Below are 23,411 nucleotides of genomic sequence, written 5' to 3'. Positions count from 1 at the left end.
AATAACATGAGCAATCCATTACCGGCACGACATCTAAGTGGCGATCTCAGTCGGGAGCAGCGTCTCGAAGCAATTCGCGATCAAGCCGAGCAACAGCGGCACTTACTGGTCGTCGGTGACCCTCCCGTCGGGGCGCCGTTTCCCCAGGCATCGCCTGAAAACGGCTATTACCAGATTCCTTTGCTGAAGCAACCTCCCTGGACCTGGGAAATTCCCTTGTACTTCTTCGTCGGTGGCGCTGCGGGCGCCGCTGCTGTGATTGGCGCAATCGCCGACTACACCGGCGCAAATCGCGAACTGGTGCGCGATTCTCGCTGGATTGCAGCCGCCGGTTCCGTCATCTCACCGGCGTTGCTCATCTCCGATCTTGGCCGGCCCGAGCGGTTCTTGTCGATGCTGCGCGTCTTCAAACCCCAGAGCCCGATGTCCGTCGGAGTCTGGACGCTGCTCGGGTTTTCCACGAGTTCCATCGCGACTGTGTTTGCCGCACACTTGCGCGATCGGTATGGGCCGTCCCTGCCGCTGCGTGTTCTCGAAAATGCCGGCCAGGCTGCATCGCTTGCTTTTGGCTTGCCGTTTTCGAACTACACCGGAGTTTTGATCGGCGCAACAACAGTCCCGCTCTGGAATCGTAACGTTGGTAACCTGCCGCTCCACTTCGGCGCCTCTGGCCTGGGCGCAGCGGTCGGACTTCTCGAGTTGCTCGGACATCGCAAGAGCCCCGCCCTGCAAGCTCTCGGTCTCGGCGCGGCGATCTTTGAAACCTGGGAAGGAATCCGCATCGAGTCGCGAGGCGACGCGTATCTCGACCCCCTTAAACGTGGGGCGAGCGGTTGGGTCGCGCGCACAGGCGGTGCACTCGCCGGCCCTGTTCCCACTTTGCTGCGAGCGGCTAGCTTATTCAGCACAGAGCAACGGTCGCAGTCTCTAAGAAAATGGGCGGCCTGGTCTTCCGTGATCGGATCGCTCGTTACTCGGATCGGGTGGCTCTCGGCGGGACGAGCTTCAGCGCGAGATTGGAAACTTCCGCTGCAAAGGAAGCTTGTTTAGAAACCGGGCCAAGAGCTTTCCATTCTGCTCGATCGGCCACTGCCACCCCCGCCTGACGCGCACAATTCGCGCAACAAAATATCTGTCCATGGCCCTCCACTCCGTTGGCCGATGAGACCCATCGAAGGTTTCCGGTGGCGACATCTGGTCGGTTCACCGGTTCTGCGGTACTCAGCCTCCCCGTTAGATGAGGTTCGTTCCGAACCAAGCTAACGGAAGCGCGGTATGGACCGACCCGCTCGGCAACTTGCAAACTCGAAACGGATAGAAGACCGTTTGCATCCGCAGATACGTGATCCAATCCCAGCCAAATCCCGTGATCGAGCCGGTCGCGCCCGTCCTACCTGAGGAAACCGTCGAAGAAGTTCAGGTTTTGCAGGCCTCGATTAAGGCCGGCTCCATCGCGCAAATCGTAGTTGCAGCAATCGCGATCATCGGTTTGATCTATCTGCTGAAGTTTGTTTTAGTAACGACCCTGGTCTCGGTCTTGTTGGCCTATGTCTTCGAACCGCCGGTGAAATGGCTCGTGCGCTTTCGCATTCCCCGTGGGTTCGGCGCCCTCGTTGTGGTTCTGTCGGCTCTTGCTTTATTCGGCAGCCTTGCGGTCTATTCTTACAATAGTGCGGTCCAGTTCGCCGACCAACTTCCTGCTTATTCCGCGCGAATCCGGAATACGATCGGCAGCATTCGATACCGCGCTGACCGCGTGGCCGAGCAGGCTCGATCCATCGTGGAATCCCCCAAGGACGAAAAACACGTGGTACCGGTCAAAATCGAGCAACTCCCGGGTGTCGCCGGAGTCATCTCGAGGAACAGCGAAACCATTCTGGACCTCTCCCTGGCGGTGGGTTTCGTCCCATTTCTCGTTTATTTCATGCTCGTACTCAAAGATCACACTCATGCGGCCACCGTTCGACTGTTCCCCAAGGAACATCGGTTGCTTGCTCACCGCACAATCGGCACGATTTCTGCGATGGTTCGCACTTACATCGTCGCCAACGTGCTCATCGGCCTGTTGAACGGTCTGCTCTGCACCTTGATCTTCTGGTCTCTCGGAATCAAATATTTTTACTTTATTGGCGCGTTGAGCGGGTTCATCAGCCTCGTCCCTTACCTCGGAGTGTTCGTGTCGTTGTTGCCGCCACTTGCTGCGGGTCTCGAAACCCTCGACCGGACTGGAGTCCTGGTGGTGATCATTGCGCTGGTCGGGATTCACGTAATCACCATGAACGTGCTCTATCCCAAAGTTGTTGGAAAACGCTTGCAACTGAATCCTCTCGGAGTGAGCCTCTCGCTTTTGTTTTGGGCCTGGATCTGGGGACCGATTGGACTGATACTGGCCATGCCGATCCTGGGCGCAACCAAGATCGTGTGTGATTATGTTGAACCTCTGCGCGGCGTCGGACAATGGCTGGGAGAATCGTTACGGTAAGCGTTCTACTCATCATCCAAATCCTCGCTTACATTCGGAGCGCACCGACTAAAGAAGATGCGTGATCGAAAGGCCTACCGGGCGATTCGATGCTTATGCATAAAATGAGAGCTCCATGACAGCCGACACAGTCGATCAAGACCAACCCATCGTGATCATTGGCGCAGGCGTTGCAGGCCTGGCTGCGGCCGTCAAGTTGGAAGAGGCCGGCTTACCATGCGTTATGCTTGAAGCACGTGATCGCATTGGTGGGCGCGTCTTCACACAGAGGGACGCAGTTTGCGATGCTCCGATCGAGTTAGGAGCTGAATTCATCCACGGTTTGCCTTCTGAAATATGGAACCTGCTCGACAAGTCCAAGATCGAGGAAGTCGAAGGTCAAAGCTGGTGCGTGTCCGATCGGCGGCTATCGCCGTGCCAATTCTTCTCGCAAGTCGATTCCATTCTTGAGGCCATGGATGATTCCCTGCCAGACGAGTCGTTCCTCAATTTTCTGGAACGTAGGTTTCCGAATCCATCTCATGATGCCGGGCTTGACGAAGCCAAACGGCGGGCGATCGGCTACGTCAGCGGCTTTAACGCTGCCGACCCCGCCCTGGTGAGCGTGCACTGGCTGGTTGCAGGCATGCGCTCAGAGGAGAAGATTCAGGGACATCGCGCGTTTCGCTCCAGCAATGGATACGCAGATTTGGTCGATGTCTTTGGCCGAAAGCTGGCGCGCTCCAGGATTTCGATTCAACCCGGCACCATCGTACGCAGCATTGTTTGGCAGCCTGGCGCCGCGCAGGTCAAGGCTTACGGCGAACAAGGCGCTACAACATTCCAAACGCCACAGGTTCTGATTACGCTTCCTCTCTCGCTATTGAAGGCTACGGAAGAAACCGGAGCCGTCGACTTTGTTCCTCCGCTACCGCGAGAAAAGATCGCGGCGCTCGATAAATTGGAGATGGGTACGGTGATGCGCGTTGTGCTTCGATTTCGGGATCGATTTTGGAGCACCATTTCGGTGGAGGGCGGCAAAGCAGCCACCTTATCTGAGATGAGTTTTCTGTTCTCCGACGATGATTCATTCCCGACCTGGTGGACGACCATGCCAAAGAAACAACCATTCATTACCGGATGGTCTCCGTTTCGCTCGGGTGAAAGGCTAGCCGGTAAGGATAAGGTGGTTGTAGTTCAGCAAGCTCTCCAGACGCTATGCCGACTGCTCGGAGTGCGGGACGCGGAAAGCAGACTTGAGGCTGCTTATGTTCATGACTGGCAAACCGACCCGTTTTCCAGAGGGGCCTATAGCTATGCCAGGGTTGGAGCGGACGGAGCACACGCGCGGCTTGCAACTCCAGTAGAAAACACGCTGTTCTTTGCCGGTGAAGCAAGCGATACCTCCGGAAACAACGGGACGGTTCATGGGGCCATTGCCAGCGGATATCGGGCGGCGCGGGAAATCGTCGAAGCGCGGCGCTTGGGGTAAAGATCCCATCGAACAAAAAGCAGCACAATGCTGCAATGGGTAGATGCACAGAGAGCCTCGTAATCCCGGTCAGTGTTGCGGGGTGAGCGACTTCAGATAGGCCAGGACTGCTTGGGCATCGCTCACTGACATGTGGAACTGGGGCATAGGCGCTCGCAACGGCTTGCCATCGCGCCAGATACCCGTTGTCAGTAGCTTGATCATCTCTGCGTCTGTTCCGGGTGGATCGCCCGCAATTCGTGGAGCCTGAAGCGGCCATCCTTGGGTCGGGCGGGCCGGATTGAGCCACAGTGGTGCACCTTCCAACCACTTGCTGCGGTCGAGGTTGCCTTGGTCATCGCGTGGCGTGTGGCATTGACCGCAGACCGCCAGATCCTCTGCGATGTATCGGCCACGGTCGACCATGGGCTGACTGCTGCGTGCGGCGGATTTTTTTGCATCGGCATGTTCGCTTTGCGCAAAGCCAGGAAGGCACAGCACGCAAATGATCGCCACCAATGCGCCATCGAAACTGATTGCCCGCAAACACATCAGTCTTGCGCTCGACTGTTGCCGGCATAGGCGGCTACTTTTGATACAAAAGCCTGCCCGATACTGGGATCTTTCGTCTTGCCGCTCAAAATGTCAGCCAAGGAAACCGATTTCCCATACAGACTGCGAGTCTCATCTGCATCCTGTGCAATCGAAGAGCCGTCGAGATTCGTGCCTGCGAAAAGCCCGCGTGATCGAGCATAGGTCACAACCTCGGCATTCATCGTCCAATGATGAGTTCCAACCGGCCCGGCAACGGCAGAAGTTTCCACTCCCATGTCGAACTTTCCTGATTCCAGTTGCTGCCTGCCCTTGTCATTCATTACGAGAACCACGAGGTCAACTTGTTCCCCGCCGAATTGCGCCCCCCAATTGCCGCCCGTGACCGTGAGTGGAGCGGGCGCGCTCCACCCGCTGCTCGTGCGGCAGGAAATGAATCCCTTGCCGTGTTTACCTCCGACGAGCGCAGCCACTTCCACCATAGACGGAAAAACCGCGACGCATTGCGCTCGTTTGATAAGTTGATCGGGCACGCCCTTGGAAGGATCGGCCATCACTTCATCGAGCACCTTGGCGGACGCGTCAATTCGTTTGGCAATGTCGGAGAGATTCTGTTCCTCCGCAGGCCAGCACATGCCGGCTAACAGCAAAATCGCACCCGACACCATCAGAGTATGTCGGCGAAACCGTCGATTGGTTTTTCTCACTTGAGCCAGACTCCTCCCTGTGCGAACCTAAAACCACATCTGCCAAACTAATTGTCCTGGACCGACGGGTCTATCGGGTTTCGACTGTAACTATGAACAATCAATCATTCAGGTTGCCTACGGACTGTTCTAACCTTAGGGGGTCCCGCCACACTGCTAAGCCGCCCGAGAGGACAACGCGAGAAACTTTCTGCTGCGACCCTGGGATCGTTGTCATGTCACGCTCTCTGCCCCGGATGCTGCAACCTTCTCCTTTGGCGTGTCATCCGACACTGAACAGTGTTCCGCGAATCGCGAGAGAGTTGAATATTTTGGGAGCCACAATCGGGAGGAAATGACATGCCAGCGAAAAAAAAGGGGAGCCGCCGCAGGTACGGCAAAGCAGCAGGAAAGTCGGTGGAAAGCGCCATGCGCCGGAAGAAACATGGCAGTCTCAAATCCGGCAGAGGGGGCAAGGGCGGTAAAGTAAAAAGCCGCAAACAAGCGATTGCCATTGGTCTTTCGGAGGCACGCAAGAAGGGCGCTAAGGTTCCCAGGAAAAAAGCCGCCTAAGCTAGCCGCCATTCAAGCTCGAGCAGACGACGGGAGCCTACGCGAAGTTTACGGTCCTGACTCGTTTCGGAGGGCGGCCACATGCCTAACTACTTCACAATGTTGGACTGCAAATCGAAAATCGCGCAATGTGAATGGAAAAGCCAAGGCATGACACCCGAGCGAACGGTCAGCAATTTTCAATTTTTTGCCCGGCGATGACGGTTTCGAGATGCCTCGGTTTTCTCGCCTTTATGGGCTCCGGGTTGGGAGCGTATACCGTAGCCTCCGCCAACGCCGGCGGCGAGTATAGGAACCACGGCCGTGGCAACGAAGGAAGCGATCTCGTCGCATCTGCGCGGTTTCTTGCTGTAGAACCATTCGCGAGTGGCGCCGTAAATCGCTGAACTGGCGGTGGAAGCCAGCACGTCGTGCGACACCCTCGTCCTTGTGCCACGTTTGGCGAGTCCATCAAGCACAACGATTCGAATCGCTCTGGTGACCGCCGAGTCCAGCAACGGACCAAAAGATCCCTTGCTGGCACACTGCTTTTCGTTCCTGTGAATCTCTCTCAGATAATCACAGACGGCAAGAACGATGGCTTCAATTGCGGACGCGCAGGTACCGTCGAAGCGGATGTTGCGCTCTTTCAATAGCTCGTGAAAGTCGCCCGCCACCATTGCCTCGAACAACCTGAACTTGTCGTTGTAATGGTCGTAAAAGGTAGCTCGGTTGACGGTCGCCGCGTCCGCAATACCCTGCACCAGGATTTCTTCAAAAGCCTTTTCCTGCAAGAGCTTCCGCAGAGCGTCCTGAAGGAGTCTTCGCGTCCGCTTCTGGCGTGGATCTCGCAGGTCGCAGTCTGACACGGGTACGGCCATTCACAAAAGCTTATCAGAATGCTGAATCTTATAACAACATATGTCGTCTAATCGACAAATGACGCTTATCGGAGACGACTTATGGATATCGGGCTTCTGCTTCTGCGATTGACTCTGGGATTCACTCTGGCGGCACACGGCACACAAAAACTATTTGGATGGTTCGGGGGACCTGGGCTAACGACGACGGGACAGTTCTTTGCCGTTCTCGGTTTTCCTCCCGGCCGGCGACATGCTCTCATGGCGGCGTTGAGCGAAATCGTCGGCGGTGCACTGCTCGCAGTTGGACTCGCAACACCTGCGGCGGCGGCTGCCGTGGTCAGCGTAATGCTGGTCGCCGCAGTAACCGCACACGGCGGCAAGGGGTTTTTCATTCAAAATGGCGGCTATGAGTACCCGTTCGTGCTCGCAGTCGCCGCGCTGACGGTCGCATTCACTGGACCAGGATCGCTCTCGATCGATGCGTTTGCCGGGCTTCAGCGCAGTGGTCCGTTCTGGGGCATAGCCGCTTTGCTGGCTGGCATGGTGGGCGGCGGTACGGGCTTGCTTGAATGGCGCAAAGCGCCCGTTCAGCCAACCGTTACTAAATAAATCGGAAAAATCATGCCGGAAAATCATAAAGAGCGTCACGCCTCCTCGACGAGGGACGATGTTCCCGAGATTCCGAATCGGCGCATGGGCAGATGCGATCAGCGCTTCTCCTCGATCCCGTTGGTCGGAAAAGTACCCCCAAACATAGGATTCCCGCTCTTTGATTGCTCCTTCGTGGCTTCGTCTTGAATCACATCCCAATGCTCGACGAGGATGCCATTTTCGATTCGGAGAATATCGGCGGCGATCCAGTTGACCGCCTGCCCAAACCCTGAGAACCGGCCGTGCACGATCACATAATCCCCCTCCGCGACGATTGTTCCTGGCTCATATTTCAATGTGGGCGGAATGCTTTTGATGAGATTGAACAACCCTTCACGCCCGGGCTCAATATGGGCGCTATGTTGAATGTAGCGACGTGACCAAAAGCGCTCGGCCGCTCCGTAGTCACGCTTGTTGAACAAAGTGTCGAAGGCCTCGAGGACAAGCGCCTTATTCTTTAATTCCGCGGTGCTACTCATCTTTGACCTTTAACTCCAATCTGCGAAAGAGCTTCGACTGGCGAAGCCTTGGCGCGAACTTCGTTTACCAATACCTCTGACCTCACATGGTCAGCACAACGCGGAATTCAGCCTTGCCGCTCATCATTCGCGCGTAGCCTTCCGAGGCCTTAGCCAACGGGTACTTCTCAATCATGGGCCGCACGCCTCGCATTTCGGCGAAACCAAGCGTGTCTTCGGAGTCGGTAGGAATTCCCGCCGACCAGCCGTAAATGCGCTTCTTGCCGAAAAGCAACTGAGGCGCGGCGACTTCGATCGGATCCGCGGGCGCGCCCACGACCATCAACCTGCCGTTGATGCCTAAGCCGCCGATCACTGAAGACATCGCTTTTCCGCTCGGCGCGGTGGCGAGGATGACTTTCGCGCCGCCCAATTTTTGCAGTTCCCCTGCGGCGTCAGTGGAGGCGCTGTCAATGTAGATATCCGCACCAAGCTTTTTGGCCAGCACGCCATTTTCAGGCCCTCGACCGATCGCGGCAACGCGATACCCGAACTTGTTCGCGAACTGAATCCCCAAATGGCCCAGCCCGCCGATGCCCTGAATCGCGACCAAATCGCTGGGCAGTGCCCCGCTGTGACGCAGGGCATTGAAAGTAGTAATTCCCGCGCACATCAGCGGTGCGGCGTCGGCAGCATCCAAAGCGTCGGGGATGCGTGCCAAAGCTTCGATGGGCGCGACCATAAATTCCTGATAGCCGCCGTCATAGGTGAGCCCGCAAACCTTGCCATTCGCGCAGTTCACAAAGTCGCCCCGCCTGCATGCGAGACATGTGCCATCCTGGCCCCCGTGCCACCCCACGCCGACACGATCGCCCGGTGCCCAGCCGTTGACTCCGGCTCCAATTTTGTCGATCACGCCCGCCACCTCATGCCCGGGAACGCGTGGATACGAAATGCCCGGAAACAGGCCATCTTTTGTGACCACATCGCTGTGGCAGACTCCGCAGGCTTGAACGCGAATCCTCACGTGTCCGGCGGAGGGCTCAGGGATTTCGCGTTCAACGACTTCGAATTCAGCGCCCGGCTTGGGGACTTGCACCGCTTTCATTTTTGGCATTTGCTATACCTTTCGTGCTCGATAATTCGCCAACTCGCGCGAGCATTATTTTTGCTCCCTAGAGCTTCGATCCGCCATCAACCGGAATGCTTGCTCCCGTAATCCAGCGCGCTCCGTCTGAGGCCAGGAAAGCGATGACATCGGCGACATCTTCCGCCTTCCCGATTCGCTTGAGTGCCTGCATTCCAAGCGCGGTGTTGCGGCCCGCCTCCGTTTTCGTGAAGTTCGACATGTCCGTGTCGATCACCCCCGGCGCGACCGCATTGACGCGAATGCCGCGCGGACCGAGAATGGCTGCCCAATTCTTGACGAGCGTCTCGATCGCTCCCTTCGTGGCGGCGTAGGCGAGAATCGAAGGTTTCTCTAAATCGGTTGTTCCGACAACGAAATGGGCTCCCAGCGATGAAGTCAGAACGATGTTCGAGCCGTCGCCGAGAAGGGGCAGTAGCTGTTGGACGAGAAAGAACGGACCTCGCACGTTCGTGGCGAAGAGATTGTCAAAGTCTTCTACGGTATAGTCCTTGATTGTCGCTGCTTTTGTAATTCCAGCATTCAACACCAGCACATCCAATCGCTCTCCAATAAGAGAGCGCACCGCCTTCGCCAGCAGGACTGGGCCTTCCGGAGTTCCCAAGTCCGCTTGAACGAGATCCGCCCGCCCTCGTTTCGACCGAATGTCGGTGATGACAGATTCCGCATCCGACGCGGATTTTCCGTAGTGAACCAGAACGCGGGCGCCAGCTTCGGCAAGAGCCAATGCGGTCGCTCGCCCAATCCCACGCGATGCACCCGTTACAAGAGCAGTCTTGCCTTCAAGAGAAGAAGCCATTGCTTTTGTTCCTTTAGGTTACTTGAAGAGAAAGTTTCTTGTCCTTCGTTGTTCCGAATCTATTGCCCGGCCTTAATCCGCTGCGGCAGTTCCAGAGTTCGAAACAATTCCATCGCTCGCGTTTAGAAAACGATTCGCTTCGAAGACGAAGTCCTCGTAATTCTGGTACCAGGATCCGTGGTTGGAGTCCGGATACAAAATCAGCTTCGCGTTTGGCATGTTCTGAACGAGATGAAGCGAGTTTACCGTATAAACAATTACGTCGTGGGTTCCGCTCACGACGAGCGTGGGCTGTTGAATGTTCTTGAGATAGGCGAAGCGCTCTCCCGGGTGCGCGCCCCACTGACTGACCGCCGCAATTTGTGCGCCAGCCGCCTTTTCGCTGACGGTGGCATCGGGGTCTTCAGTGCGCGAAAGATAACGCTTGAGGAATTCGCGGCCTGCCGCCTGGCTCTTCTCCGAATCGGTGAAGAATACTTTCAGCCAAAGATTCTCGGGCGGATTGTAACTAGCGCCAAAGATCGACGCGGTCTCCGGAGTGATGTGGCCTTGCCCATTGCCGGCATCCTGGTTTCGCGGCTCCGTTCCCACCAGGATCAATTTTCGTACCAGTTCAGGACGGTCCACCACAATCTGCTGCGCCACCATGCCCCCGATGGAGAAGCCGAGAAGATCCACCTGCTTGAGACCCAGTGCGTCGATGAACGCCTCCGCATTCTTCGCCATGCCTGCAAACGTATTCGCGACTTCACCCGTGGAACTGGCAACGCCCGCGTTGTTGAAGATGATGATCTCGCGCTCTTTAGCCAGACCGTCGAGAACTGCTGGATCCCAGTTGTCGAGGTTGCCCGTGTAGTGCTGGTTGAATACGAGCGGTAGCTTTCCCTTCTTACCCCAGCGACGGTACGCAAAACGGATACCGTTCGCCTCAACAAATTTGGTAGGAACAGTAATGGCCGTGTATTCGGCAGTCGCGATAGCGTTCATGACGTGGTTCTCCTTGCCCGTGGGCAATTCTCATTCTTGTTCGATCAAAAGTCTCAACCGTTTTGTCAGGCGTTGGTGCCGCCGTCGACCGTCAAACTCGCGCCCGTGATGTACGCCGCTTCCGGGCTGGCAACAAAAGCCACTAGTTCGGCGACATTTTCGACATGTCCATAGCGGTTCAATGCTGTGTTGGCCTTCTGTGGCACTGCCCAGTCACCGGCAGCAGGATTAAGATCTGTGTCAATTGGACCAGGCTGGATGTTATTCACGGTGATGCCCCGGCTTCCCACTTCTCTCGACAATGCTTGAGCAAACACCTTGATGGCCCCCTTGGTCGCCGAGTACGGCACTAAGCCCGGCGTCATGACACGCTCGCCAACGCACGACCCCATCGTGATGATCCGGCCGTCGTTCTTGAGGTGCTTCAGAGCTGCCTGCGTGGTGATAAACGTCCCCCGGATATTGATGTCAATCACGCGGTCCAGTTCTTCGAGCGTGGTCTCCTCGAAAGGCTTTGGAATGGCCGTGCCTGCGTTATTGATGAGCACATCGAGTCGACCAAAGGTCGCGACCGTCTTTTCGACCGCCGCTTTGACGGCATCCGCGTTGGTAGCGTCAGCCTGGATCGCGATCGCCTTTCGCCCTGCACGTTCAATCTCTTTGACCACAGACGCTGCCGTGTCCTTGCCTTGCGTGTATGTAATCGCAATGTCCGCTCCGTCGGCGGCCAGGCGCTTAGCAATTGCGGCGCCGATGCCCCGCGAGCCGCCGGTAACGAGTGCGACCTTTCCTTCGAGTTTCGTTGACATTGTTTTTCTCCACTTTCTTAATTTTTTTCTTTCGCGATCCAATCTCTTATGTATACCGAGCAGTTCGCGAGCGTGATGCCTTGCCCTTCGCAAGTTCCAAGGAACCGGACGACCTGCACGTCAACCAGGTTCAGTTCCCTTAAGTCCAGCAACACGTAAGAACCGCTTTCGCTGATCTGCGCCTCCAACTCCGCCAAATGTTCCGCTTTCATTCGACCTATGAGTCGAATCGTAGTGCGGCATCCGTCCGAATGCTTCTCAATCTTCAAGGTCATACTTAACGTTTCTGACGACTCGCGTGTGACCAGATCGCAATTCCAGCGCCATTCAGCATCTGTTTGAATCGCGGATGTTTACTTCGTTTGGATCGAGCTGAAGTTTCGGCGTTCGCCGAAGATTCGGCCTTGAGGCGAGCAGGTGATCGGCTCGTGCCGATCGCTTGGCGGTGTTATTCACGCCGGAAAAATAGGGCCCGTGTCATTGACCACGGAAATTGGAAGGAGCAGAAGAAGGACTATGAGACCTTGAAATGATATCGATCGATTCCTAATTTCCTGATCTTGGACTCCAGCGTTTGTCGGGGGACACCCAGTTTTGCGGCAGCACCCTTAGGTCCCCCAATCAGTCCTTTGGCCTCGCGCAGGGCATCTTCTATAACCGCTTTTTCCCGCTTTGCAAGATCGGCATGTAAGGGAACGTTCGATCCCTTAGATTTAGAAGGCGCCGGCGCAAGCCAGGGAGCGTCCACGGAAAAAATGTCGCCCTCGCTGAGGATCACAGCTCGTTCCACTACATTCTGCAATTCGCGGACGTTGCCGGGCCATTCATAGTTCTGGAACAGATCCAGAGTTTCTTTACTGATGTAACGGACCCTTTTGCCGGCTTTCTGCGCGTACCGCTCTACCAGATATTCCACCAGCAAAGGAATGTCACCGGCTCGATCGCGCAGCGGTGGCAACTGAATCGGGAAAACGTTGAGACGATAAAAGAGGTCTTCCCGGAATGCTCCTTCCGACACCGCCGCGCTCAGATCCCGATTTGTCGCTGCAAGTACTCGCACGTCGACGGAGATCGATTGATTTCCGCCGACCCGTTCAAATTCCCGCTCCTGGAGAACTCGCAGCAACGCGACCTGAGCCTCGTGAGGTAATTCTCCAATCTCATCCAGAAAGATGGTTCCCCCGTCGGCCGATTCAAAGCGACCCACCCGCCGCTGTGTCGCTCCTGTGAAAGCGCCTTTTTCATGTCCAAAGAGTTCGGAGGCGATCAGCGACGGCGGAATCGCGGCACAGTTAACCCGAATAAAGGCACGACTTGACCGTTTGGATCGATTGTGAATAGCGCGGGCAATCAACTCTTTGCCAGTTCCAGTCTCTCCCTGGATCAGAACCGTGGAGTCGGCAGGAGCCACTTTCGACACTTCCATTAACACCTTTCGCAATGTGTCGGACGATCCCACAATCTCCTCAAACATCGAAGAGCGCTCAATCTCTTCTCTTAGATAGACTTGCTCCCGGACCAACTGGTCGCGCGCAGCCGAGACCGCACCGTGCTCTAAGGCGTTAGCCACAGCGATCGCCAACTGGCTAGCCAATGCCTTCAGGAAATCGGCTTGCTGCGTCCTGAATTTGCCGCCGGCGTATTTTGTCAGTTGCAAGACCGCGATCGCTTCACCCTTGTTGATTAATGGCAAGAAATAGCCGCTCGGGACCCCTTCTTTTAGCAGCAGATCGTAGAAACGCTTGCCTTCCGCCGTATTGTAGATTTCCGGATCCGGGCTCTCACCTTGAGAGCCATCCATATACACAAGCTCTCGCGTTCGAAATGCTTTTCCCGAGGCAGTCCCGTACAGTGGCACAATGAGGCCTTCCGTAATCGAACCTCTACCTTCGCGATAGTTGACCAATCGTTGCCGGAGTTGCCCACTTGTTCGGTCGGGCAGCGAGAGGCCAATCAGGTCGCAGCCGGTTACATCCCGCAACCGCTCCGCCAATGACCCAAACAGGCTGGCAAGATCCAGGTTCGCAACCAGCGCCTGCTGCACATCGAAAAGCAGTCGTAAGCGGTCGAGCGCATTTCTAAGGGCTTCCTGGGATCGTTGCCGTTCAATTGCAATTCGCGCGACGTGACCTGCCCCTTCGATGAGTGCTAGATCTTTCTCAGTGGGAACTCGCGACTCGTGCGAGTAAAGCGCAAAAGCCCCCAGCACTTCCTTATCCTTGGTAAGGATCGGCTCCGACCATGCGGCCAGAATCCCATTGCGGATGGCCAGATCGCGATATTGATTCGGCCAGTTTGGCTCTGTGCCGACGTCGGGGACGACTACGCGCTTCTTTAAGAACGCGGCCGTTCCACATAAACCTGCCTCGAAAGCAACGGGCACCGGCATGATCGCTGCAATCCACTCGCGTGGAACCCGAGGACCACCGCCCTGAAAAAGATGCTTACCATCGGCGTCCATCAGCAGAACTGTCGTTACAGAGGGAGCAACCTGTGCGTCGATAGAACTGCACAATTGGTCCAAAACCTCTTTAAGGCTTGCGCCATCGGCGATCATCTCCAGCGTCCGCTTTTCGGCGGCATGCAAGGTTTCGGTCCGCTTGCGATCGTCAATGTCTGTGCCCGTTGCATACCAGCGAACGACGTTCCCCCCGCTGTCTAGCAGTGGGTTGTAACGAATCAGGAACCACCGATACCTGCCATCGCTGCCGAGTGCCCGCTGCTCGATTTCAAAAGGAGCCCCGCGCGCAAGGGCAGCCCGACGTTCTTCTCGCAATCTCTCAATATCGTCCGGATGAAAGATTCGTTCACGAAATCCTGGCCTGACGATATCGTCGGCAGGTAGGCCCGTATAGTCGAGCGTCGCTTGGTTCGCCCATAGCGGAACACCACTGGGATCCTGCACGACGATTTCGTGCGGGATCGCGTCAATGGTGCGCCGAAGCTCGCGTTCACTTTCCCGCAGCTTCTCTTCAGTTTGCCTGAGATCTTCGATGTCAGTAGCTGTTGCGTACCACCTGACGATCTTGCCTTTCGCATCGCGTAACGGCTCCGTACGAAACAGAAACCAGCGAAACCGTCCATCATGACGGCGAAGACGCGCCTGAACTTCACCCGGTTCACCTGCGGCCAGCAATTCCAGCCATTTATCCATCGCTCGGGGTAAGTCTTCAGGATGAAAGGCAGCTTGCCACCCGTAACCGCGGGACTCCTCGGAGGAGAGACCGGTGTAGTCCTCCCATCGTTTATTCGAGAACTCGTTCGTGCCGTCCGGCAAATTGCAGTAGGCTTGCGTCGGAATGGTGTCAATAATTTTGCGAAGCAAAGCCTCCGAGCTTTGCGCTTCTTTCAGAGTCCTCTCCAGCTCCTCCCGGCTCCGGTACGGCTCGGGCGCATCAAGGACCTCATTTTCCGGGAGCGTACTTGCATCGAGTTCCGCAGCGGCGTCTGCCCCGGATTGTGCCGCTTCGTCCACTTCGTTCTGCGATTCACGAGCCGTCATAGTGAGCGAATACTTTGATGTATTAGTACCCCGAATTGCTACAGTTTTGTTCGCGCCGAGGCTGCGCAACAGAACGGATTCGGCAGGTTTGTCGCGGGGTTCCCATGCGATCCACTTTTGCAAGTCTCGTCATGAGCCGGTTTTACCGAGCCTACAGTAACAGATCCAAAGAATCCAATTTGTAGGTGTCCATAGGGCGCGCTGCGACAAATAGCGACGTCGCAACTGAGAGAGGAGCACTAATCATCCAGAAGTGGTGAACGCGGATTTTCGGTACACTTTCCGAATCACTCATCATTTCATCTGCATCCACAATCGCAAGCTGAATAACGGGAGCGAATTTATGAAAATCGGATTCATTGGTCTTGGAAACATGGGCTCGGCAATGGCGATGAACCTGCTCAAGGCCGGACACGACCTTACCGTATATAATCGCACGCCCGAAAAAGCCAGGCTCCTTCTCGAGCAAGGCGCCCGCGCCGCCGGCAACCCGGCCGAAACCTCCCGTGCAGACATCGTATTCACCATGCTCGCCGACGATCATGCCGTTGAAAGCGTAGTCTTCGGCGAATCGGGAATCCTGGCGAATTTGCGCCCGCGATCGGTCCATATTTCTTCCAGCACAATCAGCGTCGCTCTCTCCGAGAAACTCACAGCCGCTCACGAAAAGCAGAACCAGCAATTTATTTCCGCTCCTGTCTTCGGACGTCCGGACGCCGCCCAAGCTGGCAAGCTGTTCGTTGTCGTCGCCGGTCTTAACGATGCCGTCGAGCGTTGCACCCCTCTATTCGACGCCATCGGTCAACGCACGTTCCGCTTTGGAGAGCAGCCTTCGATCGCCAATCTGATTAAGCTCAGCGGGAATTTCCTCATCGCATCGGTGCTTGAGTCCCTCAGCGAAGCCATGGCGCTCGTCGCCAAAGCTGGAATCGATCAGCATCAGTATCTGGATTTTCTCACTTCGACTCTTTTCGTCGCGCCGGTTTATAAAACGTATGGCGGACTTATCGCTGACAAACGATTTCAGCCGGCGGGCTTCGCCGCACCGCTCGGGCTCAAAGATGTTCGCCTCACTCTCGCGGCTGGCGAGCAACTTCGCGTTCCACTTCCGCTTGCCAGCCTCATTCGCGACCGCTTTTTGGCCCTGCTCGCCCGGGGCGGCGACTCCCTCGACTGGTCGGCGATTTCGCAAATTGCAGCGGAAGATTCAGGCCAGAGCGGCACACCTGGTCAGGCTGCATTATCCAGACCGGACGGGATCAAACGCTAGCGAGAATCATTCCGCTCGAACCTATCGTCAGCACTGGTACGCCAGCCACGATCGAAGCAATTCCCGGTCGTGTCGAAGCGCATCTACCCGCAGACATCGAAGCGCTCGAACTCGGACTAGGTTCCCGAACATCTATTGCTGATCGATGTATTGCTGATCGGATGGCGGCTAGGTCGGAGTTGGATCGATGGCGGATCCGAAATTTCGGCTCGCGACCGCCAAGTCCTTTAGAATGATGGTGGCCAGGGAGGGAGTTGAACCCCCGACGCCAGCCTTTTCAGGGCTGCGCTCTACCACCTGAGCTACCTGGCCACATTTCGAAACCCGCCCTCCGCGGGCGGCGAGGATTAGGTCGTTTCACGCTTCACGCTGAGACGGGACCCGCTTCCGAATGAATGCGACTCGCTGACCGGACGCGGGCGGAACGAAAACGATTATAACAACCGCACCGTTTTCCCTCAACGTAGCAGCGGATTCTCTCCCCTATAAGATTAAAACCAAGGACTTGACTCTAATGAATCGCGAACGATCGCCGCATCCTCGAGAATCCGCGCAGATTCGCGGATGGTTCTTATTCCGCGTAGCTCTTCACGAATTCCACCAGGCTGCGCACAGCTATACCCGATGGGCCTTTCGCGATCCACGGTTTCTGCTCTTCCATCCACGCGGTGCCGGCAATGTCGAGATGAATCCACGGAGTATCTTCGGCGAATTCTTTCAGGAACATGGCGGCAGTGATGGCGCCTCCCCAACGTCCGCCGGAGTTAATGATGTCGGCGATTCCGGAACGGATTTGTTCTTTGTATTCGTCGTCGAGCGGCATGCGCCACATCTTTTCGCCCGCTGTCTCATTGGCGGCGTGGAAGCGCTTATATATGTCGTCGTCATTGGCGAAGATTCCCGCGTTGTTATAACCGAGGGCGACTACCACCGCACCGGTCAGCGTGGCCGCGTCGACCAGGTGGGTGCAACCCAATTGGCGCGCGTAATAAAGTCCGTCGGCCAACACCAACCGGCCTTCAGCATCGGTATTAATGATCTCGATCGATTTGCCCGACATCGCAATCTGCACGTCGCCCGGCTTCTGCGCTTTTCCCGAAGGCATATTTTCCGTGGCGCACACGATGCCGATGACCTTGATCTTCGGCTTCAGCAGCGCAATCGCGCGCATAACCCCAATCATCGTGGCGCCCCCGGCCATGTCGTACTTCATCTTCTCCATGCCATCGGCGGGCTTGATCGAGATGCCGCCGGTGTCGAACGTAATTCCCTTCCCCACCAGTCCCAGCACAGGTTTCCCGGGGGCAGCCTCAGGTTCGTAGCGCATGACGATCAGCGCGGGCGGCTCGTCCGATCCCTGCGCCACGCTCCAGAAAGCTCCCATCTTTAATTCTTTGATCTTGTCGGCGCCATATACTTCGCACTTCAAGCCGACTTCCGCCGACATTTTCTTCGCACGCTCGCCCAGAATGCTCGGCGTCATGCGATTCGAAGGTTCATTCACCAGATCGCGAGCGAAATTTTGCGATTCTCCGATGATCCGCGCTTCGCGGGCGGCTCTTTCCAGCGCCGCTTTGTCCCCACCCGCCACAATTGTGAGTTCGTCGATCTTCTGGTCCTTGCGGTCGCTGCGATAGTAGTCGGGATCGAAATTTCCCACGTGCGCGCCCTCCACAATCGCGCGCACCGCTTCTTCGGCGGGAATTCCAGAGGGAGCAACGAAGGCTAACCTGCGAATGCCGCGCGACTTCAGCGCGCGCACGGCAGTTCCCGCGATGCGCCGCAGTTCATAGCTCGAGAACTTTTTCGCGCCCCCGCCGCTCACCAGCAGCAGCCGCTTTGCCATCATCGTGACCGGCCGATGCATCAGGTTAGTCTCAAACGGTTTGCCGGCGACTTCGCCGCTGGCCAACAGGTCGGCGGCGACCGATTGCACGGCAGGATCGCTAGTAGCCACTTTGAGTTGCGGCTTTTTATCTTTTTCTTTCACACTCGAAGCGGCCTCTGCGTGATCGAGTACAACCGCTACCAGCGATTCGGTTTCAAGTTCGGCGGGCGTAGCGAAAGAGATTGTGATGTCCATAGTTATTTATGCAGATTGTTTATGCACGATGTCCGGCAACATTCCAGTATCGTCGGCAGGGCAGGAAAAACGCAAGCCGGGGATAAGGCTGCCCAGTGGCAGCATTCAAACACCTGCGATATGATTCAGAACCGCACTCCAGATCGGTGAGGTCTTCATGCAGATTCGATGGAAGGTTGTCCCTGTGGTTGCCACCGTGGCATTGGGATTCGCTGCGCTGACGAGCCGCGAAACCGCAACCGCGGCTTCGCCACAAGCTACGGCTCCTGCGGTCAAATCCCCACTTCTCGCAAAGGACGCGAGAAATGGCGCACCCGCCCTGGGGGCACTTTCTATTCCCGACACTACGCTGGCCATCAACTCGCCGACGCCCATGTCGCAACGTATCGTGCACTACGAGATTGATGCCAAATACGACGCGGCCAAGCACACCATCGACGCGACCGAGGTGCTCACCTATCGCAACCTGACCGGGCAAGCGCTCGACCACTTCCCTTTCCATCTTTATCAGAATGCGTTTCAACCCAAGGCCACTTTCGTCCGCGAGTCCAAAATTGAGGGTAGCCGCGATACCAGCTATGACAAATGGGACGAGAAAGAATACGGCTCGGAAGACATCAAGAGCATAGAAGTGGCTGGGCAAGGCGACGTGACCGGGCAGTTGCAATTCATCGCGCCCGACGATGGCAACAAAGACGACAAGACCGTCGTCGACGTACGCGTACCCAAGCCAATCGCTCCCGGCGCCTACGTGCAGTTCAAGATTGCCTTCCACGACCAGATGCCGGAGACGCAGGCGCGCTCGGGGTGGAAGCGTGACTTCCTGCTGGGCGGGCAGTGGTTTCCAAAAGTTGGCGTTTGGTGGAACGGAGCGTGGAATTGCCACCAGTATCATGCGACTACCGAATTCTTCGCTGACTTCGGCGTTTACGATGTAAAGCTCACGGTCCCGCAATACGAAGTGATCGGCGCCAGCGGCGTAGAAGTCGGCAGCGTGAACAATCCTGACAGCACAAAGACTGTCACCTATCACGGCGACGACATTCATGACTTCGCCTGGACTGTCAGCCCGCGCTACAAAGTGCGCGAGAGTACTTACCAGGCGCAGATGGGCCCGATCAAGCTGCGCTTTCTGATGCAGCCCGCACACTGGAGCCAGGCCGAGCGCCACGAAAAAATCACCCGCGAATCGCTGGATCATTTTGAAAAATGGTACGGACCCTATCCTTATAAGACGTTGACCGTGGTGGATCCTGAGCCTGGTTCGGCGGCCGGTGGAATGGAATACCCCACGTTCATCACCGGGGACTCCAGTTGGTTCATGCCGGACGGCGTCTACCTGCCCGAAATTGTGGTGGAGCACGAATTTGGCCATCAGTACTGGTACGGCATGGTCGCCACCAACGAATTTGAAGACGCCTGGATGGATGAAGGCATCAACAGTTACACCGAAGTAAAAGTATTGGATTCGATTCTTGGGAAACATACTTCCTTTCTGAATCAGGCGGGCATCACCCTCAGCGAACGGGAAGAGCAACGTGTGAGTTACATCGGCGTCGCCGATCGCGATCCCATCGCGCAGAAGGCTTACGACTACTACAGTTTCAATTCTTATGGTGGCATCACCTATGGAAAAACAGCCAGCGCGTTGCTAACCCTCGAAGGAATCGTCGGGGAAGACACCATGGCCAAGGCCATGCATGTGTATTTCATGAAGTATCGCTTCACCCATCCCACCAAAGAAGACTTCCTGAAGACGATCGAAGAAGTTTCCGGCCAGAACCTGCGCTGGTACTTCAACCAGGCCATCTACGGATCGCAGGTTATGGATTATGAAGCGCTGAAAGTCGATTCCTTCCCCGTGAACTGGTACGAAGAGAAAAAAGACAAAGATAAGAAAGGCGAAAAGAAAAGCGACAAAGACGACACCATCTATCAGTCCTACGTATCTCTGGGTCGCAAGGAAGACTTCGTGATGCCGGTCGTGGTGGAGATCAAATTCGACAACGGCGAAAAGCTCCGCGAGCAGTGGGACGGGCAGAGCCGCTGGATCCGGTACGCGTATCGAAAGAAAGCCAAGGTTGTCTCCGCCGAGATCGACCCCGACCATACCGTCCAAATCGACCGCAACAACTTCAATAATAGCTATGTCGTCGAGGCGAATTCCAGACCGGCAAACAAACTCTCGAACTATTGGCTGTTCGCAACCCAGTGGATCAGCCAGGCGCTGGCATGGTGGGCGGTTTAGCAGCGCGCGCGCGGCGGAAGAGATTATCAGGCTTGACCAGGATTGAGGATCAAAAGAATGAGCGATAGAAATGGCCTACTGAGCGCCGGGTGGAGCAGAGTGGCACGGAACAAGCGTTACATTTTCTGGTTCTGGTTGTTGAACCTGACGCTGGCGGAATTTGGCACATCTGCGTTTCGCAAAAGCGCTCACGAAATTCTCGATCACAGCCTTGCCGCCAACGGCCTGGTTCACGGGTTTAATTTGTCCGTGATGGTCGGGTTGTTCATGCGTCCGGAATTCGGTCAGCTGTCGGCCATGTCGACGCCGGCCTTTTATTTCGCCTTTCTCTTTTTTCTCGCCACCGCGCTTTTTCTCCCCGGAGTCTTTCAGGGCTACGCTTCCACCTATCGCCTGCCGCGCGAAGATTTCTTCCGCGCCTGCGGGCGAAACCTGTGGCGCTACATCCGGCTCATGATCCTCGCCGGCATCGTGATGGGCATCGCCACCGGAATTCTCTTCGGCATTAGCGGCGCAATCGTCAAGAAAGCTGGCGAGAGTACCAACGAACTGTTGCCCTTTGAGCTAAACATGACGGGCCTGTTCGTGATCTTTCTGATCATGACGACTCTGCGCATCTGGTTCGACCTCGCCGAGGCGGACATCGTTTTGAGCGACCAGCGAGTCGTGCGCAAGTCGATTGGCGCGGCCTTCCGCCATACCTTCCGAGGCCTCGGTCGCCTGCTCGGGAGCTATGTCGTTACAACCATCATGGCGGCCATCATCCTTGTAGGCGGCCTCTGGTTGTGGATGAGCCTCATACCCGCCGAGAGCGTCACTCGCGCATTTTTGATGATCCAGTTAATCCTGCTGCTTCTGTTGATCCCGCGCTTCTGGCAGCGCGGCGTAGCCGTCTCCTATTGGCAGTTGCACATGATGGCGCCAGTCGTCCCACTCGTACCCATGCGACCACTTGAGCCGCGACCGCTCGATCAGCCCATCGCGTCAGCGCCGCCGTCACCGGAACCGACGCCTGGCTTTCTTGCTCCTGAATCTCCCGCCGCTGAACCTGCGCCAGCAGAGCCGAGTGTGCCGCCGCCGACGCCCGAGTCTTGATCGAGAAATCGCGGCGGACGATTACGCAACACGCTTACAAAACAACACGCTTACAAAACAATGATCGTAATGCCCCGATTGCGGCGCCCCAAATCCCCGTCGCTCTTTAACCCCGACTGCCCTTGCAGCAGCCTCCACGTCGCTTCGTCACTCTTCGACCAGTTTTCCCCAAAAATGCAGCCGCCAATCTGTCCGCCCTCAACTAGCTCACGCAAGCGCCGCTGCACCGCGATACGAATATCCCCGCCCGTTCCGCTGGATCCATAACCGTGGATCACCTTGATCAGCCCCAATTTGCATTGCCGCGCCACCGCGATCTCACGCTCCAGTCGCTGCAGCGCCTCCTGCACCGACGGCATATCGGATTTTAGGTTTACAGTCTTAATGGGGATGCCTCGGCCGCTAGCTCCTCAGCGCGATGGAAGGATCGTAAACTTCTTGCGCCCAGGAAGGCGATAGATCTCAAAATCGTCGTGATCAATTGTCAAGATCAGGCTGATCGACTCACGGGCAGCGAGATGGACCAGAGTAGCGTCCGCGAAGTCCATCGGACAATCGGCGTACTCGTTCATGAGCGCCCGAATCTGACGAAGTTCTTCGTTCGCAATCGATGACATTTCAATTGCTCCGGACCGGATCAGCGTCCAGACGCTGGCTATTTGTCGCCTGTCGCCGCGCGTCAGATGGAATACTTCCGTGAGCGCGGCCTGGGTCGTCAGCAGTGGAAGATGCGCCCGCTTGTAAGCCGCCGCGCAGGGCTCATGCCAACTATCGCCAGCGTCAACCAACGCGAGAATTGCGCCCGTATCAATGAGCCCGGTGGGCGGCACGCGACTCCTTCTCATGCTTGCGCGCAATAATGTCGCGAACTAATTCGCTCGCCCGCGATGCGCGAGTCGGATCTCCTCCACGGATAGAACCAATGGCGGCTGCGGCGCGCTTTCGAATCGCCGCCTGCTCCGCCTCATAGTCGCCATTGCCGTTGCGGCGCTGGTTCAGCCACTCCGTTGCGATGTCATCCAGCAGCGCCGATAAAGACTTCCCTTCCCGGTGAGCTTCACCTTCGAGTTCGGCCTTTTTCTCCGCAGAAAGGCGCCAGCTATAGACTTCTGTTTTCATGCACTACATTGTAGTGCATGGCAAAGGATAGGTCAATTACACCCTCTTGAATGGCTTCCAATCGCTTCTCACCCCTTCCGGCTCCGGCTGATCGCTTCCCTCGCCTCTTTATCCGCCGTCCGCCGCCGTTCGGTCTCGCGCTTATCCCAAAGCTGCTTGCCCTTGGCCAGCGCCAATTCCACCTTCACTCGCCCATTCTTGAAGTAAAGGCGCGTCGGGATCAACGTCAGTCCCTTCTGCTGCGTCTTTCCGATCAACTTGCGAATCTCCTCGCGATGCATCAGCAGCTTTCGCGTGCGAAGCGGAGCATGGTTGTGGATATTGCCGTGCTCGTAAGGCCCGATGTGCGCGTTCAGCAGCCAGACCGCGTCGTCTTTGACCAGCCCGTAAGAATCTTTCAGGTTGGCCAGCCCTCCACGCACCGATTTGACCTCGGTTCCGGTCAGCACCACCCCGGCCTCAAATTTTTCCAGCAAGAAGTAGTTATGTGAAGCGATCCTATTAACGGCAGCGTCCCGATCGCCGGAGGCAGTAGGATCCCGGCGCGGGGATTTCTCCGGATTGGCCTTGGTCTGGTGCGTAGTTTGGCGAGCCATGGGCTTGGGGGAGTAGTTATCTTAGCGCATCGGTCGGCTTCCGGCTCTCGGCTTGCGGTCCG

At 56.5% G+C, this 23,411-nt stretch carries 23 protein-coding genes and 1 tRNA gene; 8 read left to right on the top strand and 16 right to left on the bottom strand.

The features are described 5' to 3' along the window. Positions 1–6 precede the first annotated feature (6 nt). The 3 genes from nrfD (at position 7) to VGM18_03075 (ending at position 3,953) form a co-directional block, all read left to right on the top strand. The gene (gene nrfD / locus VGM18_03085; protein HEY3971958.1) at positions 7–1,050 is read left to right on the top strand and encodes an NrfD/PsrC family molybdoenzyme membrane anchor subunit; all 1,044 of its coding nucleotides are present in this window, start codon (positions 7–9) and stop codon (positions 1,048–1,050) included. Positions 1,051–1,342: 292 nt separating this feature from the next. Next, positions 1,343–2,482 carry an AI-2E family transporter gene (locus VGM18_03080; protein ID HEY3971957.1) on the top strand — a complete coding sequence of 380 codons (1,140 nt, stop codon included), beginning with the start codon at positions 1,343–1,345 and terminating at the stop codon, positions 2,480–2,482. 115 nt (positions 2,483–2,597) lie between these two features. After that, positions 2,598–3,953 carry an NAD(P)/FAD-dependent oxidoreductase gene (locus VGM18_03075; protein ID HEY3971956.1) on the top strand — a complete coding sequence of 452 codons (1,356 nt, stop codon included), beginning with the start codon at positions 2,598–2,600 and terminating at the stop codon, positions 3,951–3,953. Between the two features lie 69 nt (positions 3,954–4,022). On the opposite strand, the gene VGM18_03070 is transcribed toward VGM18_03075, so the two are convergent. Beyond that, positions 4,023–4,484, bottom strand: coding sequence for a c-type cytochrome (locus tag VGM18_03070; protein ID HEY3971955.1), 462 nt, complete (start codon positions 4,482–4,484; stop codon positions 4,023–4,025). After that, positions 4,484–5,191: a lipid-binding SYLF domain-containing protein gene (locus tag VGM18_03065; protein ID HEY3971954.1), complete on the bottom strand. Its 708-nt coding sequence runs from the start codon at positions 5,189–5,191 to the stop codon at positions 4,484–4,486. Before VGM18_03065 ends, VGM18_03070 begins: the two co-directional genes overlap by 1 nt. 339 nt (positions 5,192–5,530) lie before the next feature. On the opposite strand from VGM18_03065, the gene VGM18_03060 reads away from it, so the two are divergent. Then, positions 5,531–5,743 (top strand): DUF6496 domain-containing protein, encoded by a 213-nt coding sequence (locus tag VGM18_03060; protein ID HEY3971953.1) that lies wholly within the window; start codon positions 5,531–5,533, stop codon positions 5,741–5,743. A gap of 179 nt (positions 5,744–5,922) precedes the next feature. Here VGM18_03060 and VGM18_03055 read toward each other — a convergent pair whose 3' ends face one another. Then, a complete protein-coding gene (locus VGM18_03055) occupies positions 5,923–6,603 on the bottom strand; it encodes a TetR/AcrR family transcriptional regulator (GenBank protein HEY3971952.1) in 681 nt (226 codons plus the stop codon). Between the two features lie 81 nt (positions 6,604–6,684). On the opposite strand from VGM18_03055, the gene VGM18_03050 reads away from it, so the two are divergent. After that, positions 6,685–7,194 (top strand): DoxX family protein, encoded by a 510-nt coding sequence (locus VGM18_03050; protein ID HEY3971951.1) that lies wholly within the window; start codon positions 6,685–6,687, stop codon positions 7,192–7,194. Positions 7,195–7,292: 98 nt separating this feature from the next. On the opposite strand, the gene VGM18_03045 is transcribed toward VGM18_03050, so the two are convergent. The 7 genes from VGM18_03045 to VGM18_03015 form a co-directional block, all read right to left on the bottom strand. Further along, positions 7,293–7,715 (bottom strand): ester cyclase, encoded by a 423-nt coding sequence (locus VGM18_03045; protein HEY3971950.1) that lies wholly within the window; start codon positions 7,713–7,715, stop codon positions 7,293–7,295. 82 nt (positions 7,716–7,797) lie between these two features. Further along, the gene (locus VGM18_03040) at positions 7,798–8,811 is read right to left on the bottom strand and encodes an alcohol dehydrogenase catalytic domain-containing protein (protein ID HEY3971949.1); all 1,014 of its coding nucleotides are present in this window, start codon (positions 8,809–8,811) and stop codon (positions 7,798–7,800) included. Between the two features lie 58 nt (positions 8,812–8,869). Next, entirely contained in the window at positions 8,870–9,640 is a 771-nt protein-coding gene (locus tag VGM18_03035) for an SDR family oxidoreductase (protein HEY3971948.1), read from the bottom strand. A gap of 72 nt (positions 9,641–9,712) precedes the next feature. Further along, the gene (locus VGM18_03030; GenBank protein HEY3971947.1) at positions 9,713–10,627 is read right to left on the bottom strand and encodes an alpha/beta hydrolase; all 915 of its coding nucleotides are present in this window, start codon (positions 10,625–10,627) and stop codon (positions 9,713–9,715) included. 65 nt (positions 10,628–10,692) lie between these two features. Further along, positions 10,693–11,478, bottom strand: a complete 786-nt coding sequence (locus VGM18_03025; protein ID HEY3971946.1) for a 3-oxoacyl-ACP reductase family protein — start codon at positions 11,476–11,478, stop codon at positions 10,693–10,695. Beyond that, positions 11,454–11,711: a hypothetical protein gene (locus tag VGM18_03020; GenBank protein ID HEY3971945.1), complete on the bottom strand. Its 258-nt coding sequence runs from the start codon at positions 11,709–11,711 to the stop codon at positions 11,454–11,456. The genes VGM18_03025 and VGM18_03020 overlap by 25 nt, the downstream gene beginning before the upstream one ends. Before the next feature lie 239 nt (positions 11,712–11,950). Beyond that, entirely contained in the window at positions 11,951–14,938 is a 2,988-nt protein-coding gene (locus tag VGM18_03015; GenBank protein ID HEY3971944.1) for a sigma 54-interacting transcriptional regulator, read from the bottom strand. A gap of 343 nt (positions 14,939–15,281) precedes the next feature. On the opposite strand from VGM18_03015, the gene VGM18_03010 reads away from it, so the two are divergent. Then, positions 15,282–16,208, top strand: coding sequence for an NAD(P)-dependent oxidoreductase (locus VGM18_03010; protein ID HEY3971943.1), 927 nt, complete (start codon positions 15,282–15,284; stop codon positions 16,206–16,208). Between the two features lie 236 nt (positions 16,209–16,444). Here the strand turns inward: VGM18_03010 and VGM18_03005 are convergent. Together VGM18_03005 and VGM18_03000 are read right to left on the bottom strand one after the other, a co-directional pair. After that, positions 16,445–16,520 (bottom strand) — tRNA-Phe (locus VGM18_03005). Positions 16,521–16,779: 259 nt separating this feature from the next. Beyond that, positions 16,780–18,291: a leucyl aminopeptidase gene (locus VGM18_03000; GenBank protein HEY3971942.1), complete on the bottom strand. Its 1,512-nt coding sequence runs from the start codon at positions 18,289–18,291 to the stop codon at positions 16,780–16,782. A 157-nt stretch (positions 18,292–18,448) separates the two neighbouring features. Between VGM18_03000 and VGM18_02995 the strand changes: the two genes are divergently transcribed. Both VGM18_02995 and VGM18_02990 read left to right on the top strand, forming a co-directional pair. Next, a complete protein-coding gene (locus tag VGM18_02995; GenBank protein HEY3971941.1) occupies positions 18,449–20,539 on the top strand; it encodes a M1 family metallopeptidase in 2,091 nt (696 codons plus the stop codon). A 57-nt stretch (positions 20,540–20,596) separates the two neighbouring features. Further along, positions 20,597–21,634: a hypothetical protein gene (locus tag VGM18_02990; protein ID HEY3971940.1), complete on the top strand. Its 1,038-nt coding sequence runs from the start codon at positions 20,597–20,599 to the stop codon at positions 21,632–21,634. Between the two features lie 50 nt (positions 21,635–21,684). On the opposite strand, the gene VGM18_02985 is transcribed toward VGM18_02990, so the two are convergent. From VGM18_02985 to smpB, 4 genes are all read right to left on the bottom strand, one after another. Next, positions 21,685–21,993, bottom strand: a complete 309-nt coding sequence (locus VGM18_02985; protein ID HEY3971939.1) for a Smr/MutS family protein — start codon at positions 21,991–21,993, stop codon at positions 21,685–21,687. A gap of 51 nt (positions 21,994–22,044) precedes the next feature. Continuing rightward, positions 22,045–22,464 carry a PIN domain-containing protein gene (locus tag VGM18_02980; protein ID HEY3971938.1) on the bottom strand — a complete coding sequence of 140 codons (420 nt, stop codon included), beginning with the start codon at positions 22,462–22,464 and terminating at the stop codon, positions 22,045–22,047. Next, on the bottom strand, positions 22,442–22,753 hold the full coding sequence (locus VGM18_02975) for a hypothetical protein (GenBank protein HEY3971937.1): 312 nt from the start codon (positions 22,751–22,753) through the stop codon (positions 22,442–22,444). Before VGM18_02975 ends, VGM18_02980 begins: the two co-directional genes overlap by 23 nt. A gap of 68 nt (positions 22,754–22,821) precedes the next feature. Beyond that, a complete protein-coding gene (smpB, locus tag VGM18_02970) occupies positions 22,822–23,349 on the bottom strand; it encodes an SsrA-binding protein SmpB (GenBank protein HEY3971936.1) in 528 nt (175 codons plus the stop codon). Positions 23,350–23,411 lie beyond the last annotated feature (62 nt).

The sequence above is a fragment of the Candidatus Sulfotelmatobacter sp. genome (assembly GCA_036500765.1).
Classification (GTDB): domain Bacteria; phylum Acidobacteriota; class Terriglobia; order Terriglobales; family Acidobacteriaceae; genus Sulfotelmatobacter.
Note: the sequence above shows the minus strand (reverse complement) of the source record. Positions and strands in the feature narration are given on the sequence as shown.

What these genes read in the sequence shown, in the direction of transcription:
- VGM18_03015 (HEY3971944.1), bottom strand. Translation starts at nt 14,938, where the DNA reads ATGACGGCTCGTGAATCGCAGAACGAAGTGGACGAAGCGGCACAATCC.
- VGM18_03020 (HEY3971945.1), bottom strand. Translation starts at nt 11,711, where the DNA reads ATGACCTTGAAGATTGAGAAGCATTCGGACGGATGCCGCACTACGATT.
- VGM18_03040 (HEY3971949.1), bottom strand. Translation starts at nt 8,811, where the DNA reads ATGCCAAAAATGAAAGCGGTGCAAGTCCCCAAGCCGGGCGCTGAATTC.
- smpB (HEY3971936.1), bottom strand. Translation starts at nt 23,349, where the DNA reads ATGGCTCGCCAAACTACGCACCAGACCAAGGCCAATCCGGAGAAATCC.
- VGM18_02985 (HEY3971939.1), bottom strand. Translation starts at nt 21,993, where the DNA reads ATGCCGTCGGTGCAGGAGGCGCTGCAGCGACTGGAGCGTGAGATCGCG.
- VGM18_03030 (HEY3971947.1), bottom strand. Translation starts at nt 10,627, where the DNA reads ATGAACGCTATCGCGACTGCCGAATACACGGCCATTACTGTTCCTACC.
- VGM18_03010 (HEY3971943.1), top strand. Translation starts at nt 15,282, where the DNA reads ATGAAAATCGGATTCATTGGTCTTGGAAACATGGGCTCGGCAATGGCG.
- nrfD (HEY3971958.1), top strand. Translation starts at nt 7, where the DNA reads ATGAGCAATCCATTACCGGCACGACATCTAAGTGGCGATCTCAGTCGG.
- VGM18_03075 (HEY3971956.1), top strand. Translation starts at nt 2,598, where the DNA reads ATGACAGCCGACACAGTCGATCAAGACCAACCCATCGTGATCATTGGC.
- VGM18_02995 (HEY3971941.1), top strand. Translation starts at nt 18,449, where the DNA reads ATGCAGATTCGATGGAAGGTTGTCCCTGTGGTTGCCACCGTGGCATTG.
- VGM18_03045 (HEY3971950.1), bottom strand. Translation starts at nt 7,715, where the DNA reads ATGAGTAGCACCGCGGAATTAAAGAATAAGGCGCTTGTCCTCGAGGCC.
- VGM18_03035 (HEY3971948.1), bottom strand. Translation starts at nt 9,640, where the DNA reads ATGGCTTCTTCTCTTGAAGGCAAGACTGCTCTTGTAACGGGTGCATCG.
- VGM18_03050 (HEY3971951.1), top strand. Translation starts at nt 6,685, where the DNA reads ATGGATATCGGGCTTCTGCTTCTGCGATTGACTCTGGGATTCACTCTG.
- VGM18_02975 (HEY3971937.1), bottom strand. Translation starts at nt 22,753, where the DNA reads ATGAAAACAGAAGTCTATAGCTGGCGCCTTTCTGCGGAGAAAAAGGCC.
- VGM18_03070 (HEY3971955.1), bottom strand. Translation starts at nt 4,484, where the DNA reads ATGTGTTTGCGGGCAATCAGTTTCGATGGCGCATTGGTGGCGATCATT.
- VGM18_03060 (HEY3971953.1), top strand. Translation starts at nt 5,531, where the DNA reads ATGCCAGCGAAAAAAAAGGGGAGCCGCCGCAGGTACGGCAAAGCAGCA.
- VGM18_02990 (HEY3971940.1), top strand. Translation starts at nt 20,597, where the DNA reads ATGAGCGATAGAAATGGCCTACTGAGCGCCGGGTGGAGCAGAGTGGCA.
- VGM18_03055 (HEY3971952.1), bottom strand. Translation starts at nt 6,603, where the DNA reads ATGGCCGTACCCGTGTCAGACTGCGACCTGCGAGATCCACGCCAGAAG.
- VGM18_03000 (HEY3971942.1), bottom strand. Translation starts at nt 18,291, where the DNA reads ATGGACATCACAATCTCTTTCGCTACGCCCGCCGAACTTGAAACCGAA.